This window comes from Candidatus Marsarchaeota archaeon (assembly GCA_023473665.1).
GTDB lineage: Archaea > Micrarchaeota > Micrarchaeia > Micrarchaeales > Micrarchaeaceae > JAMCYM01.
Genome location: JAMCYM010000002.1, coordinates 78056 through 93595, shown reverse-complemented (window position 1 = coordinate 93595; position 15540 = coordinate 78056). Strand labels below are relative to the sequence as shown.

14 protein-coding genes and 1 tRNA gene are annotated in these 15540 nt (G+C 53.9%); 7 read left to right on the top strand and 8 right to left on the bottom strand.

Going from position 1 to position 15540, the window contains the following annotated elements:
• Positions 1 to 6 precede the first annotated feature (6 nt).
• Positions 7 to 1551, bottom strand: coding sequence for an NAD(P)H-hydrate dehydratase (locus M1158_01200; GenBank protein MCL5099724.1), 1545 nt, complete (start codon positions 1549 to 1551; stop codon positions 7 to 9).
• Positions 1552 to 1725: 174 nt separating this feature from the next.
• Here M1158_01200 and M1158_01195 point away from each other — a divergent pair, with 174 nt between their 5' ends.
• Positions 1726 to 2466 carry a hypothetical protein gene (locus tag M1158_01195; protein MCL5099723.1) on the top strand — a complete coding sequence of 247 codons (741 nt, stop codon included), beginning with the start codon at positions 1726 to 1728 and terminating at the stop codon, positions 2464 to 2466.
• A 10-nt stretch (positions 2467 to 2476) separates the two neighbouring features.
• Here the strand turns inward: M1158_01195 and M1158_01190 are convergent, their stop codons facing one another.
• From M1158_01190 to M1158_01180, 3 genes are read right to left on the bottom strand one after another with little or no spacing between them, the layout of a single operon-like run.
• Positions 2477 to 2632, bottom strand: a complete 156-nt coding sequence (locus M1158_01190; protein MCL5099722.1) for a preprotein translocase subunit Sec61beta — start codon at positions 2630 to 2632, stop codon at positions 2477 to 2479.
• A gap of 38 nt (positions 2633 to 2670) precedes the next feature.
• Positions 2671 to 3840 (bottom strand): YchF-related putative GTPase, encoded by a 1170-nt coding sequence (gene ychF, locus M1158_01185; GenBank protein ID MCL5099721.1) that lies wholly within the window; start codon positions 3838 to 3840, stop codon positions 2671 to 2673.
• 19 nt (positions 3841 to 3859) lie between these two features.
• Positions 3860 to 5179, bottom strand: a complete 1320-nt coding sequence (locus tag M1158_01180; protein ID MCL5099720.1) for an APC family permease — start codon at positions 5177 to 5179, stop codon at positions 3860 to 3862.
• A gap of 80 nt (positions 5180 to 5259) precedes the next feature.
• Here M1158_01180 and M1158_01175 point away from each other — a divergent pair.
• Together M1158_01175 and M1158_01170 are read left to right on the top strand one after the other, a co-directional pair.
• Positions 5260 to 5344: transfer RNA gene (locus M1158_01175), tRNA-Leu, on the top strand.
• Positions 5345 to 5430: 86 nt separating this feature from the next.
• Positions 5431 to 5616, top strand: a complete 186-nt coding sequence (locus M1158_01170; protein MCL5099719.1) for a DUF1059 domain-containing protein — start codon at positions 5431 to 5433, stop codon at positions 5614 to 5616.
• 120 nt (positions 5617 to 5736) lie between these two features.
• Here M1158_01170 and M1158_01165 read toward each other — a convergent pair whose 3' ends face one another.
• Genes M1158_01165 through M1158_01155 form a run of 3 tightly spaced genes read right to left on the bottom strand, consistent with a single transcriptional unit; the run spans position 5737 to position 9258 of the window.
• Positions 5737 to 6801 (bottom strand): radical SAM protein, encoded by a 1065-nt coding sequence (locus M1158_01165; GenBank protein ID MCL5099718.1) that lies wholly within the window; start codon positions 6799 to 6801, stop codon positions 5737 to 5739.
• A gap of 29 nt (positions 6802 to 6830) precedes the next feature.
• On the bottom strand, positions 6831 to 7754 hold the full coding sequence (locus M1158_01160) for a hypothetical protein (GenBank protein MCL5099717.1): 924 nt from the start codon (positions 7752 to 7754) through the stop codon (positions 6831 to 6833).
• A gap of 4 nt (positions 7755 to 7758) precedes the next feature.
• Positions 7759 to 9258 carry a glycine--tRNA ligase gene (locus M1158_01155; protein MCL5099716.1) on the bottom strand — a complete coding sequence of 500 codons (1500 nt, stop codon included), beginning with the start codon at positions 9256 to 9258 and terminating at the stop codon, positions 7759 to 7761.
• A 76-nt stretch (positions 9259 to 9334) separates the two neighbouring features.
• Here M1158_01155 and M1158_01150 point away from each other — a divergent pair, with 76 nt between their 5' ends.
• From M1158_01150 to M1158_01135, 4 genes are all read left to right on the top strand, one after another.
• The gene (locus M1158_01150; GenBank protein ID MCL5099715.1) at positions 9335 to 10249 is read left to right on the top strand and encodes a hypothetical protein; all 915 of its coding nucleotides are present in this window, start codon (positions 9335 to 9337) and stop codon (positions 10247 to 10249) included.
• Positions 10250 to 10424: 175 nt separating this feature from the next.
• Entirely contained in the window at positions 10425 to 10961 is a 537-nt protein-coding gene (locus M1158_01145) for a hypothetical protein (protein MCL5099714.1), read from the top strand.
• Between the two features lie 388 nt (positions 10962 to 11349).
• The gene (locus M1158_01140) at positions 11350 to 13236 is read left to right on the top strand and encodes a Fic family protein (protein MCL5099713.1); all 1887 of its coding nucleotides are present in this window, start codon (positions 11350 to 11352) and stop codon (positions 13234 to 13236) included.
• A 112-nt stretch (positions 13237 to 13348) separates the two neighbouring features.
• Positions 13349 to 14737, top strand: a complete 1389-nt coding sequence (locus tag M1158_01135) for a radical SAM protein (protein MCL5099712.1) — start codon at positions 13349 to 13351, stop codon at positions 14735 to 14737.
• Positions 14738 to 14754: 17 nt separating this feature from the next.
• Here the strand turns inward: M1158_01135 and M1158_01130 are convergent, their stop codons facing one another.
• Positions 14755 to 15492, bottom strand: a complete 738-nt coding sequence (locus tag M1158_01130) for a class I SAM-dependent methyltransferase (GenBank protein MCL5099711.1) — start codon at positions 15490 to 15492, stop codon at positions 14755 to 14757.
• Positions 15493 to 15540: the final 48 nt, after the last annotated feature.

The window sequence follows — 15540 nt, the reverse complement described above, 5'->3', positions numbered from 1 at the left end:
CATCGCTCAATGTGCTATCACGTCAAACTGCTTCAGCATTCCCGGAAGTTCACCTATTATGTCATCAGCTATTATGTGCAAGCCCTTCTTCGCATACAGCATGTCGCCGATAGTCGAATGCACGTAGACTGCGGCTGCAGCGCTGTCCATGAGGTCCTTGTGAATTGCAGAATAGCTTGCTATCATGCCGGCAAGCACATCGCCGGTGCCCATAGTGGCAAGAGCGGGTGTCTTGGCCCTGTTTATCTTCAGCAGCTTGCCGTTCGTTATTATCGTATCGTGGCCCTTCAGGACTAGCGTACATCCGTAGTTCTTCGCGAAGTCTATTGCTGCCAGAATGCGCTTCTCGAGCGGCGCGTCGCGCACTTCTGCGCCGCTTAGGGCCTTGAACTCGCTGTCATGCGGCGTGAGCACCATGTTGCTGCCTATAAGGTCCTTGTATTTTGCAAGAAGCCTGAGGCCAGTTCCATCGACCACGACCGTATTCCCAGCGCTCTCCTCGTAGTCAAGAAGCGCCTTGAAAGCCCTGTAGCCCGTCATGTCGATGTCGATTCCCGGGCCGAAGAGGAGCACGTCATGCTTTATTTCCCTGACCGCGCTTACGTCCTGCAGCTGCAGCGCGTTAGAGGCCATCGACCTGACTATCAGCCCGGCAGACATGGATGACATAGCCGGCGCGGTCGACTTCGGGGCCATGAGCGTCACATAGCCAGAGTTGGTGCGCAAGGCTGCGAATGTGTTAGCAGCGCCGTATGCGCCAAGGATTGGCGCACCCTTGAACACAGGGCCGCCGCCTATGACCAGGACGCTGCCGTGTCCGTATTTGTTTGTGAGCAGCAAACGAGGCTCGGTGGCCAGCATTACATCGCCCGGACCGGTGAACAGCTCTGCTGAAGCTGGAATCCATCCGTCAAGCACGGTCACAGATCGCGACGATACGCTTTTCTCCACCCCTACCTTGATCTTGTGTATCGCCAGCACCAGATCTGGCTCGACTGCTGTCACGTTCATTGCACCGGTGTTGGCATTGACGCCGCTGGGCACGTCTATAGACACCACATACTTGCCTGATGCGTTTATGGCCTTTATTGCGTTGATCACGAGCCACGACAGCCTTCCTCTCATCCCCACCCCCATTATCGAGTCAATTATGACGTCAGACTGCTTCACAAGGCGCCTGAACTCCTGGATGTCGTCGCGCGTTATTATGTGCACGTCCAGCATGTCGTTGAGCAGGTCGTAGTTCAGCCGCGTGGACTTCTTCTCGATCTCGGAAGGGGAGCCTATGAGTACAACCTCGACGTCTGCATGCAGCATGGCGTGCCTCGCTGCTGACAGCCCTATAGAGCCCTTGCCGCCTGTCCCGCACACGAACAGCATGCGGGCTTGCCTGTGCTTGTGCATCAAGGCAGATGCGACTGCGAATCCTGCATCCTCGTCCATCAGTTCCTGGGTCGTGCCAAGCGCAGCTATGTTCGCATAGAGTGCATACGATTCCTCGACGGTCAGGCGGGGCTTCGTGTATATTGTAAACCCTTTTAAGCTTTGCATGATACTATTCTTGCAACGCACAACTAAAAATGCTTACGTGGTGGTAACATATCAAAAATATACCGCAGCAAGGACAAGCTTATCGTCTACATACCAAGGGACGTACAGGACGGCCTCGACCTCAAGGAGAACGACGAGGTTGACTTCTTCAAGTACCGCGATCGGTACTACATAATGGCCAAGAAGAGCGACATAGCAGAGCTGCTTACCGAGCTTGGTGGGGCCAAGCGCCAGCAGGCGATGGCCGAGCCAGGGCCTCAGCACCAGGCAGGCATGCCAACACCTGACGAGATAGCGGTGCTCAAGAAGCTCGATACGCTAAGGTACAATGACAGGACCGAAGACAAGGTGAACGGCCTGCTCATCGCGCAGGAGAAGCAGATCTTGCAGAGGCTTATGAAGGAGGGCTTCGTCGAGCTGTTCTCCAAAGCGGGTGCCACTGCGAGATACAGCATACCGAAGCGCATATACGACAGGTTCTTGATGAGGAAGAGGCCAGATGCGCAACAGGCCCCTCAGCAAAGGAAGAGCGCCGTCGTGCAGTTCAGGCCGACGCGTGAACTGGCTGCGGAGGGCGCAGAGCAGTACATCAGCAAGCTCGAGACAGACGGCTTCATAGTGATCCCGACAGAAGCCGAGGCACAGAACGTATCGCTGGCCATGGAAGAGAGCATACGCCGCGGCCTTGTGCTGGGGACGAGGGCGTTCAACAAGCGCTTCTACATCGCCACGAGAGGCTTCCTGAACAAGAACAGCCCCGGCATACTGAAGGCAATAGAGAAGAAGAGCCTTGGCGTATCTGACATAGCGCGCACCGTCGGCGTAGACGAGGACGGCGTAAGGGCTGTGCTTTACATACTATCAGAGAACGGCGACGTGACTGAGGTAAGGAAAGACGTTTTCAGGCAGGCCTGAGCAGCCAGTCTCAGTAGTATATCAGGTGGTTGGCCAGGATTATGAGCGCCGCTACGACGACCACAACCGCGATGACGAGCTTAGGGTTCATCCTTGGCCCTTTCGAAGGCGCATCATAAAAGCTGAGTACGCCCGCCTGCGACTGAGGTGAATATAAGGATGCCATCCGTATCACGCTTTCTTCTCAGTGAACGTTTTTATAGGTTACTTAGTGGCACTGACTATCTTTATTATGTCATTGTTCTTTAGGACGTAGTTCTTTGCCAGGCGCATCTTGCTCCTTGCGTCTATCGCGTAGAGCATGCCCTGCGCCAAGTCCGTATGGATCGCAGCTGCCAGGTCTTGGGCCGTCGAGCCCCTTCTAACTAGTATTGCATCTGGCAATACGTTCCCGAAGTGGTCAGTGTACTTGTGTTCGTCTTCCACGGGATAAACAACTATGCAATCCAGGAGCTCGAACACCGCCTTGTTGATCACGTTCTGGACATTTGTGCCGTTGCGCTTTATGAAGCTGGCCATGTAATCGAGGGCGTGCCTCTGCTCCTGCAGGATGTCCTCCTTCAGCACCTTGAACTCCCTTGCTCCAGGCTCATACGATATGATGCCCTGGTGCTCCGCCTTCCTGAGCGCTAGCTCTATGGCTGCGGACGTCCATTCAACCTCTTCGCCAACGCCCTTCTTGAGCTCTGCGAAGTTCCGCTCCGCGCCCGGCTCGTCATACTTGTTGGCCACCACCATCACGCGCTTCGTGCTGAAGAACAGTTCCTCCGAGAAAGCGCGTATGCCGTCCTCGTTCCACTCTATTCTGTCGAGCGGAAGAGAGCGCTTCGCGGCCGCACGCTCTATATCGTCCCGGCGCAGCTTCAGCCCGGAGAGCACACCCTCGAGCGCCTCTAGGCCGTTTGCGCTGTGCGTGATGACGCGCATGTGGCTCGAGATTATGCCGGCCACCCATTCTATGAGCTCGTCCTTTACCATGACTACGTCGTCGACCGGATTGCATGAGTCACATGGATTGCCTGAGCCGTCGGTCTTGCCGCTTGCATCGACAACTATCAGGAATGCGTCAGCGGCTGACAGATCGTTCAGGAACTGGTTGCCCATGCCCCTGCCCTCGTGCGCGCCCTCCACGAGGCCCGCGACATCTATTATGTTGATAGGCAGCATGCGCACGCCGTTGCTGCAGAGGGAGTTCCTTGCTTTGCAGTGCAGGCCAAGCTCAGTCTCTGGGCATGGGGCCGTCGCATACGCCACGCCCTTGTTCGGATCTAGGGTAGTGAACGGATAGTTGGCTATTGCTGCGTCGTGGAGCGTGAGCGCTGAGAAGAGCGTGCTCTTCCCCTTGTTAGGCGCGCCTATTATCCCTACGAGCATGGCAGTTCACACCTTCATTCTATTTGAAAAGCTTTATTCTTATTACCTTCTTGTTCTCGTATGCCCTGAAGAAGTAATATACCACTATGAGCGCCATGATCAGCGCTGAGCCGAGTATCAGGGCTTCTTTCGGCATCCCTATGATCAGGGCCAAGAGCGCCGCTATCGTCACCAGCGGCAGGTATGGGTGGGCAGGCATCCGCAGGGCGTCGCCATGCGTGCGCTTGAGCTGTATGGCGGCCAGGCTGCTCATGATATAGGCGAAAAGCAGGCCGAAGTTGCTTATCGCCGCTATTATGTATATGTTGCCCGAGAATAGCATTATTATCCCGACAATTGCAGTGACTATGACGCCGTTAGCCGCAACATCGCGCTTGGTGTTATACTTCCTCAGCATTCCCGGGAGCAGATGGTCCTTGCTTATCTGGTACACGGTGCGCGACGCCGCCATTATCATGGCTATGGTAGCCGAGACAGTCGCTATCAACGCACCGATGTCAACCGTGATGGAGAGCCAGGACGGGGCAGCGGCGCTCTTCAGCGCGAATGCCAACGGGTCGGCGGCTATCTTGTACGAGCTTGCGGGCGCGAGGAACATGAGCGATGCGTCGACGAGCACATACACTATCAGGCTCACCACTACAGATAGCACTATGGCCTTGGCGGCTTTGGCCGGGCCGCCCTTCACCCTGTCCGTGAATGTTGATATTGTCTGGAAACCCGTATAGGCGAAGAATATGGCTACGCTGGCAGCGAATATGGCGCCTATGCCTTGCTCGGATGCGGGCGTGGCAAAGTTGGCCGGTATCACATGGGGGTGCAGCAGCAGGAACAGGACCGCAAACAGTATGAACAGGGAGAGCACTCCAAGCTTGATTGAAACTAGGACGGCGTCTGCCTTGGCAGCCTTCCTTATGCCGATTATGTTTACCAATGACAGCACCAATATCAGCGCCATCGCGAATATTACTTCATAGGTGTGCTGCGCGACGCCAAGCATGCTCCCCAGGTACGAGCCGAAGCCGAGAGCGACAGCGCTGACTGCGGTCGCAAAGCTGAAGTATAGCATTATACCAGTTATGAAACCCATCTCGCTGCCGAAGGCCTCGTAGACGTAGGAGTACGAGGCACCTTTCGCATGGGGCATGAGCATGCCAAGGGCGCCGAGCTCGAATGCCACGAGCAGTGCGACGATGCCGACGAACACGAACGCTATGAGAGAGTAGGCGCCTGATAGCGCTATGGCCGTGCCGCTGAGCACGAATATGCCTGCGCCTATTATGGCGCCAAGGCCGACCGCCATAGCCACAGCGACGCTTATCTCACTACCTTTAGCCATGAAAAGCACGCACCAATCCAATGCAATGGACAAGATGGCAGTTAGCTTTTATATTTGTTGCATCAAGAATACACTGCAATGCAGGGGTGGCAGAGCATGGCCAAATGCGCCAGGTTCAGGGCCTGGTCCCGTAGGGGTTCGTGAGTTCAAATCTCACCCCCTGCACTTGAAGGAATGCATTAGTAACACTTTTTCTCGCGGACGAAAACGCTAATAAGCCTTCAATGCGTAAACATAATCGGTGGAACTTTATGGCAAAGACATTCGCATGCAGGGACATAGGAATGAATTGCGGCTTCAAGGCAAGGGCCAACAGCGAGGACGAGCTCATGAAGAAGATAGCAGAGCACGCCAAGACCGCACACAACATGCAACAGATAGATGCGGGCACGATGGCCAAGGTCAAGGCCGCGATAAAGGACGCGCCCGTGATGTAACAAGCTCAAGCACAGGCGCAACAGATCAGCGGCACGTCGCCTGAAATCAGCATTGGGATAGCGCGAGCCTCGCAGTTTCGCCGATGCTGGATTTTGCGATGGTGCAATTGCCCATTGCAATTACTTTATCAAGCTGGTAATCCTTCCGGTCAGGGACTGGAAGGCCTCGCAGGCGGTCCACTGCTTGGGCTCCTTGCCTTCGGCTATCTCCCTGCGGACGTCGTTGGCAAGCTCGCCGCGCCATACGCTCTGCACGTCGTAGTTTATCTCGCGCAGGCTGGCTATCTTCCGGTCCCACATTATAGACGGGAATATGTTGCCGTAGCTGTCGAGGAAGAAAGAGGCGTCGAGGCTGCGGCTCTTCAATGGCATCTTCCCGGTCTTGAGATACTGGAGGAGAGTGCGCAGAAATGCGTTCTCAATCGTGCCTATGATGCCGAACTCGCGCCTGCGCAGCGACACGAAGTCTGCTAGCTCGTGCATCATCGCATCGCTGTCGGCAACGAGGCTCATGCTGGAGTTACCGTAGTAGTTCGAAGATACCTGCGCCACGTTTATATGGAAGTCGTTGCGCGTTATGCTCGGTATGGATTTCTTTACTTCTGTATAGGTGCGCTCCAGCTGCCACTGGTTGTACTTGCTCATTGTGTAGCCGAACACGACGTAGAGGTTTTTGTGGCGCATGCCCAGTTCCTTTAGGCGCTTGAACATCTCTATGGCGCGGTCGTAGTTGCCCGGCACGCCGCGTATCTTGTCATGCAGCTCGCGATAGCCGTCAAGGCTCACGGTCACTGCAAGCTTCGGTATGCCCAGCATAAGTATATCCTCGACGCGCCTCACCACCATCTCGTGGCTGCAGAGCGAGTTTGTCGGTATCGTCATGACATAAAGGCCGCGCGAGGTCTCGTAGAAGGCCCTTGCTATTTCAGTAATGTCGGGCCTAAGGAACGGCTCGCCGCCAGTGAGCTCTATCCATTTGAAGTATGCGTTCTTCCTCGCGAACTCGCGGATCTCTTCTAGGGTAAGCTCGCCTTTTGGCTTAAACTGCCAGATGTTGCATGAAAGGCAGCGGCTCTGGCACCAGTAAGTTATTGCGAAATTGAGCTTGTACGGCACCCTGAGCGATGAGAAATTGCTCTTCAATGCCGTAATGCCCAGACCGATGAACTTTGCTGCGCCTGGCATTATGCTTCACCCTCCCGAGTATAGGGCTGTCAAAGATATTTATTACTTGCCCGGCTGCGCTTGGCTTCCGCTCCCATTCGCGAGCTTCTGGCATAGTGGTAGATATACTGCTGCGCAAACCCTGCATAGGCGCCCCATCGCTCTTCTGCAAATTCGTGGATCTTCCTTGCGCTGGTCTTCTTGCCGTTGAAGTACGTGCGCTCCATCGCCCTCTGCATCCATACGTCTATAGGGAAGGCATGCGTATTGCCATAACCGAAGAGCGCTATGCAGTCGGCAACCTTGTCACCCACGCCGCTTATGCGCATGAGCTCCTCCTTCAGCTCGGCATAGCCCTTTGTGCGCAGGCTCGATAGATCGAGGTTGTTGGCGCAGTAATCAGCCGCATCCTTTATGTACTTGGCCCTGAAGCCCGTGCCGCACGCCATGAGCTCCTTTATTGTCGCGTTGGCCAGGCTGCCGGGCTCAGGGAAAGAATTGGCAACGACATTGTCGCGGTCGTCCTTTATCGACGGGCCGAATGTGCGCAATATGTTCTTTGTTATGAGCCTTATGCGCTTGACGTTGTTGAACTGCGATATTATGAAGCACAAGGTGGTTTCCCACGGGTCGTTAAGCGTTATGCGCATGCCCTTGTATTTCTCTATGCTTGCCTTCACGAAGCTGTCAGTTGCTATCTGCCTGTATATGCTGCGCATGTTGTCCCCGAGCCTGAAGCGCCTGGCCACTTCCCTCGCCGCATAGCCGATGTCTTTGCCCACGACAAGCAGTGTGCCCCTATCGACGCTGCCGCCTGCACCCACATTTATTATGTGGGCGCCGCTCGCGTACGTGAGCGTGTTGCTCTGCGCATTGTAGTCTGCATGGAAAGCCAATGGCTGCGCGCTCTCGAATGTGTGTTTTAGGTCGAACAGCGACACGCCGATGCTTTTTGAAGATAGCGTTTCGTACATGCGATCAATCGAATGCAAAGAAGTCATAGGGATTGAACGTGATTGCTTTTGATATGTAGCCCTCAAGCTCCGATACCTTGAGCCTGATCTGCTTCCTGTCGTCCCTTGATCTAACGGTCACGGTGCCATAGTTGGGCGAGTCCTTGCTGACAGTATCGTAGTCGACTGTTATGCAGAACGGCGTCCCTATCTCGTCCATCCTGGCATACCTCCGCCCTATTGAACCGGACTGGTCGAGGAAGAGCTTGAAATGCGGCCTGAGGGCCCTGTAGAGCTCGCCCACAGCAATGTCAAGCTCCGGCTCCTTCTGCAAGGAGAAGAGCGCGGCCTTGAACGGGGCTAAAAACGGCTTTATCTGCAGCACGGCCCTCTCGCCGTCCTTTTTGTAAAACATGTCTGCCAGCATCCATACGTTCCTGTCGACCCCGAAGCTCAGCTCAAGCACATTCGGCATCACTTTCTTGCCGTTGGCAAGCACGGAGTGGTCCTGCTTGGAGCCCTTCGAATGCTGGGTTAAGTCGTAGTCTCCCCTGTAGTGCAGCCCGCCGATCTCGTTGAAGCCTCCCCAGCTCTCTATGTCGGCCTCGATGTCCATGTGCACCTTGTTGTAGAATGCCTTCTCGTCGCCGCCCTTCTCTAGGAACCTGAGCTTGCCATCAGGCACGCCGATGGCATCCCTGTAGAACGCGTCTATAAGGCCCATGTGGTAGGCATAGAATTCAGGTATGCCGTGCTCCTTGACCAGTTCGCCTAGCGTCACTGTCTCGTCGGCAGCCTTGCCGTACAGGCGCACCTTGACCTTCCTTCCTGAAACGCTTTTGAAGTCGACCTTCCAGCTCTCGGGATCGAAGAATATCTGCAGCTCGGCCTGCACCAGCTCTCGCATCCGGTAGAGCCCCTGCCTGGGTGATATCTCGTTCCTGAAGGCCCTGCCTATTATGGCAAGGCCGAGCGGCAGGCTCTTGCGCAGCACGTTGAACTCCCTGAAGAAGTTCAGGTATGCGGATTGCGCAGTTTCCGGCCTGAGGTAGCCTTTCGTAGCGCGCTCCGGGCCTAAGCCAACGTCCATCATCATGTTGAACGGCTTCGACGGCATCCATGCCACGGCTTTGCAGTGCGGGCACCTTACCTTATGCTCCTTCAGCTCCTTGTCAATCTGCGCGGAGCTTGCGCCCTCCGACACAGCAACTCCCGATTCCTTAAGCAGAACGTCAGCCCTGTAGAAGGTGCTGCACTTCGAGCACTCGACCACCACATCGTTGAACTTCGCGGCATGGCCAGAGAACACGAGCGGCGCTTCTGGCAGTATGACTGCGCCCTCTATTAGATGGTAGTCGGGATTGGTATCCACGAAGAATGCCAGCCATGCGTTCTCCCAGTTCCTCTTAAGGAGCGCGCCCACGTCACCGTAGTCGTAGGTGCCTGCAGCGCCACCGTATATCTCGGCGCTGGGCCAGAACAGGCCTCGGCGCTTTGCAAAGGCTATGAGCTCTTCGATATTCATTGCAACACGCACTATAGAATCTGCTAATTCATTTATTAAGGTTTGCAGTGCATACTTACTGTTCTTGGGTGTTATTTTGGCAGAGAGGAGGAACATCGACGAATTGAGAGAAAAGATGCTCAAGGCCGCGAAGGAGGGCATAAAGAGTGCATACACTAGCGAGGAGTATGCGCTGATGCAGGCCGTCAACGCCTACAGGGAGACGAGCAAATCCTATAATCTGGCCTACGAACGTCTCACCGAATGGTATGGCATCTATTTCCCTGAGATACGCATGAGCAACCCAGACACGCTGGCAGATCTGGCCATAGCACTCAACGACAAGCCATCGATCACAAAGGATAGCATACTGGCAGTTGTGAAGGACAAGGAGAAGGCAGAGAGCATATACGCCAAAGCGCAGTCGACCATAGGCAGGCAGATGAACGGCGACGAGAAGGCGGCACTAATCGGCTATGCCGGCATGTGCAAGGACATGGGCGCCGCGCTGAAGAGCATTGAGGCGTATCTCAAGGTGGCTTCGGAAAGGATTCTGCCCAACACCACAAAGCTCACCGACGAGAAGATAGCGGCGGAGCTGCTCGCCAAGGCCGGCTCGATGGAAAGGCTGGCGCTCATGCCGGCAAGCACAATACAGCTGCTCGGAGCTGAGAAGGCGCTATTCAAGCACATAAAGTACGGCAGCAAGCCCCCGAAGTACGGCGTGCTGTTCAAGCTTCCCAAGATCAACTCAGGCAGGAAGGACCTGCGCGGCAGGTATGCCAGGGCGTATGCGGCGAAGATAGCCATAGCGCTCAAGGCCGACTACTTCACGAAGAACAGCATAGCGGACAGATTGCTCAAGGACCTAGAGGAGAGCATAAAGCGCATAGACGAGGCGCCGCAGAGGGAAAGGCCGACGCAGCAGGGCCCGTACAGGCCTCACAGGGAGAGGCGCGATTTCAGGAGGAGCCAAAGCCGCGGAAACAGGCACGAGATGCAGGCAAGGTAAGCTTGTCGTCGAAATAATAGCGGAACCGTGCGCGTTCCGCTAATGAGGCGAAGGCGCGCATTTGCGAAAGCTTTTTATAGGTGCTTTTTCACTTACTTACCGTGACTCAATCATGATTCTTACATGTGCGGATCATGATATGCATATGCATGTTTCATGAAAGGCCCGTGGTGCGATGGACAAGAGGAAAGCAGCTGTTGAGGAGCTCACCAAGATAAAGCGCCAGCTCTCCGACCTGTCAACCATGAATGAAAACATGAAGGGCCTGATGGCCGAGAAGGAGAGCAGCGACAAGACTAGTTCGCAGCTGTTCACGCTCCTAAAGTACATGATAGACGAAAACAAGCGCACAACCATGCTTCTGGGCAGCATCTCGGAGATGCTCGCCAGGGTGGAGAGCGTCGTGAGCGAGCCGATAGGGACTGAAGAGGAAACTGAGGTCAAGGCCTCGAAAAATGCCGTAAAGGAGCTTCCCGTCAGCGACGTCGATGCCAGGATCCTCCAGGCGATACAGCTCTCGCCGAACAGCATGGCCTGCGCGGACGACATACGCAAGCGCATGAACTACAACGGCAGGAATGCCGCGAGCGCTAGACTAAACAGGCTTTACAAGATGGGCGCCATAGAGCGCCTTCAGCTAGGCCACAAGGTCTATTACAAATATGATGCTGGCAAGGCGACCAACCTGCTAATTGTTTCACCCCCACAGTAAGGACGGAGCCTGCCCCCTACAGGCAGGCTCCAACCCAATTTTGAAGACAGGCCGGAAGGCTATAATAATAGAGCCGTATGCTTCTTGAAGAGTAGAAACCATCGCTACCCGCACATCGCCAGTCAAATAAGATTGCATCGTCAACTGCAAAGATGTAACCAAAAGCTTATATTTGTCGTTTTTCATAAACCCAAATAGGGATGCAATGAACTCGAAGAACAGATGGATCGCCTCTAAGTACAACGAAAAGTCCGAAGAGGTCGATCTGGACAAGATATCTTCCGTGGGCAGTTGCTTCGGCTGCTCAAACGAATGCAGTACCAAGTAACGGACTCCGCAGACCTGCCTTTCAGGTCTGCTTATGCTCGTCGTATGGCAGGGGGATTCTGTGGACCGTGAGGGCATCGACTACGTAAGCTACCTGTTCGGTAAGATTTCTGACAGGTTTGCCGCTAAATCGAATGGTTCAAATCTCCTAAAAGAAAACATGGCCAAGACGGTTCTCTATTCCAGCGCGATAGAGGGCAACAGACTTGACGATTCGACGGCCTCTATGCTGATAAACGGCGACCTCGAAGTGGGCGACGGCAGGCTTGTCGATTATATAGAGCTTCTAAACCATAAAGAGATGTACAAGCGCATCACCGAGATAGGAGACAGGGAGATTACACCGCAGGACATAATAGGAATCCACGAGACCCTCTTTTCTAACCTGCTCAACAACCTCTATGTCGGACCCAGAAGGAGCATGACCTCTGTCGCAGACTTCATAACCGAGGGTTCTGAAAAAATACTCTATGAGCTTGCGGAACTGTCAGGGGTCCTGAACAGGCAAGCCTCGAACGCAGCTGAAGCCTTTTCCAATGCGCTTGACTTCCACATAGAGTTTATTTATAGACACCCATTCGAGGACGGAAACGGAAGGACAGTCAGGGTGCTCATGAACTGGTATCTGCTCAAGAACGGACTGGCGCCTGTGCTGGTGACAAAGGCTGAGAAGGAATATTATTTCAACAGCCTGGCCCCGACCCATTTCTGCAAGTACTACGATGCATTTGCGTCGTTCATGCTCTACGCGATGATCAGAGGCGCAGGGATGGACGTAGGCGAGTTCGCTGCTGGAATTGGCGAAACTGACGAGGGACGCCTGATAAAGGACTACCTCATGATTTTTGATAGCAAGATGAATCAGGACGCCCTTGCTGGTGAGATTTCTGCGCTGTACTCCTCTGGAAACAAGCGGACAAAACTCGGCGTGGTGTGGATGGCAGGTTACCTTGAGACTCATGCGGACATTCTTGTCGATGCCATACACAGCGAAAATCCAGACTTGGTGTCTATGGCAATGCTCTCCATGCAGAAGAGGGCTACCGATGGGAGAAAAGGAGGGGTGGCGGAGTTGGAGAGACAGGCAGAGCGGATAAGAGCCATAGCGTTGGAAGGTTCTGAGTTGGAGAGGCTTCTTGCCATAAGCACACTTGGCAAGATGTGGATGCTCAATAAGGATATTGTATCCAGGATACTCAGTAACAGTAAGGATGCGCGGGTGGTGGCGCAGACGTTCAACGCGCTGAGGTATGCCTCGCACAATTCTGATTCATTGACGATAATGGATAGTTATACCAAGAACAAGGAGCTCGACATAAGCCTCAACGCCCTGCTTGCGTTCATCGCCAATGCTCCGACCTCAGACGTGGAAAATCACTTGAGAGCCATAGACAGAGAACGCGATGAGATAAAGGACGAGGTGATAAAATGGCTTGTCCGATTCAGGAGGGAGGAGAACGGCAAGCAACTGGACATGATCAATCTTGACGGCATAGCCGAAACACTTGTGGAGACAGCTGCTCGAGACTTCAGGGTCAGGAAACTGCTTCTCGGGCATCTCTCAATTGCAGAAGGTCTGAACCCTATCTATGTCAACATGCTCACTGGCATTGCCAATGACGCAAACGCAGACAAAACCGAGAGAGCCTACGCCGCGTATTCTTTAGGCAGGAACATGGGCTATGGCTACCTCCATTCCAGGACTAGCCTGGAAGTAAACGGCTCGAACGACCTGCTTATGAACATGGCCGTCTTCCTGTCAATGACTGGTGAGAAGGGTCGCGAGAATGAGATGCTCAAGGCACTTGATGTTGAGGACAACTCACTAAACATGATAGAGGCTGCCAGCATGGGCAAGATGCTTGGCGCCGGAACTTTCGGCACCGATTTTTTATTGCTGTGCAGGAGAAGCTTTCGCGCTTGGAAAGACGCGCTTCAGATCAGCTGATGGTAGACATAGTAAGGGCGCTTGAGGCGGAGGTAAATGGCGCTATAGCCCAGACAAGAGGTGCGGCCGCGCTTCTGCGCGGAAAACGCGTCAAAAGGACGAGGTCGATGGGATGAGACAGATCAACCTGACAAGTTTCAAGGACGTGCCGTTGACACGCAAGAGAGGTTTTCCGAAGAGGATAAACACCCAGCTTTACTTTTTCAGAACCGAGGACGGCAGGATATGCGCATACACTCCAATTGGCAACATAGCTGCGCTGCTCAGCAACAGCGAATACGAATTTGCGAGGACCCACAACTTTGTGAATTCGAATGTCGAAGGCATGGAGGAGCTGCTAGACTCTTTCGTGTATACTGTGCAATCCGTCAATGCCGCGTATCCGAGCGGGACTGCACTTTCCTTCAGCCCAAAGATAGACAAGGACAAAATTCGAGAGCTCTCGCTCATAGTATCGACCGCCTGCAACTTAAGATGCAGGTATTGTTTTGCACTAGGGGGTGAGAGTGCGGCCATAGAGGAACAGAAAGGAGTTTCGGGGCTTAGGCAGGAACTCGACCCGGATGCAGCTCTATATGCAGTAAGGCACTTCAAGCCTGCTAAGATTGTGCTGTTTGGTTGGGGAGAACCGACCATGGCGCTCTCCAGCCTCAAGAGGATAGTAGCAGGCATAGACACGGCAAAGATCGAAGTCGAGATAGTCACAAACGGAGTCTACTTATCTAAGAGGGAGGAAATTGTGAGATACCTGGTTGAGCACCACATACGGATAGAGCTATCGTTCGACGGTCTGCCTGAGTTCCAGGACAAGTACAGGCCGCTGGCCAACGGTGGCGGCTCGGCGTCTGAGGTGCTCAAGACTATCGAAGAGATAAAGAGATATGGCAGGCTTGCAGATTTTGCAACCGTCAGAGCAACCGTATGCGGAGGCATGGAGAATCGCATACAGGAATGCGTAGACTATCTGCACAGCCTTGGCTTTGAAACGATAAGCATCCAGCCAGTCGAGATGAGTGGCAGGGCCGTTGACAACGTCAAGCTTCCAGACTTGGACCTCTTCGCACGGAACATTGCTAGGGCTATAGCAAATGGCAAAGAGCAGGGCATAAATGTGGACTCGAGGGTGCTTCCAGCCGGAAGCAGCTGGTCTATGGCATGCTACGGATGCGGTTTCATGGCAGGTTACATGCTGGCTTTAGGTCCAGACTTGAACTTCTATGCATGCGATGATCCGCTGCCGATCTTTAGGGTCGGAGCGATGGAGCATCGACGTGACGGGTTCGAGATTGACGTGAATTACGACAAGCTCACAGAGTTTGCGAACAAGCGCTATGCGTTAAATCTCAAAAATTGCAGTGAATGCCCAGTTAAATGCGGGGGCGGATGCACGAAGGAATCTCTTGCTACGTACGGCTCTATAGATGTTGGAGGGGAATCGGAGGAACTTTGCAGTTCGAGACGAGAGGCTCTCGCCGAGTACATCAGGTGCGCGCTTGCATAACACCCATAAGAGCGCGTTCACGACTTCATCGCAACAACGAAGTGGGAGCGCCTGCCGTCCGCACCTCCTCTTACGCTTTCCTCTTTTAGCACCTTGAAGCCATACCTCCAGAGCAGCTCCTCTAACTCTTTGTAGTAGTAGACCTTCATGCCCCACGAGTTCGTTATCGTTTTTTGCAAGGCAGACCCCTCCTGCACCACGAGCCTTTGGTGTACGTCCAGCTCGTCCGATCGGTACGAATACCTTATGAAGACTACAAGCTTTGTGCCCCCTATTGTCTTGGCGGTCCCTATAAATTCGTGAGATGGGAGCCCCGCTTCGGCGAACTCCCTTGCCACTATGTCGAACACGTATATACCTCCTGCGCGCAAGCTCCTACTTATGTTGGAGAGCGCCGCCGCAAATCCGCTCTTGCTCAGGTGCCCCACCGAATTGTACATCGATATGATTGCATCGAACGTGCCTAACCTGGCGCTGCGCATGTCCCCGACATTGAACCGCATCCTTATTCTATGGGACTTCACCTTGCTTCTTGCAACTTCGAGCATTGATGGCTCTATATCGTTCGCTATCACCTTATAGCCCCTTTCGGCTAGGTATAGGCTCTGCTTTCCAGTGCCGGCAGTGATGTCGAGGACTGTTTTGACCTTGTGATGTCTGAGTGCCTTCTCGACCCGCTCCTCCAGCTCACCTGGACCAGATTCGACCATGTCGTAATACTCTGCAATTTTCCTATAGTCCAGCCGCCTCGGCATCAGCATCACTCCACTTCAGAGTGGTTAAGATAATTATTAAGCTTTTGA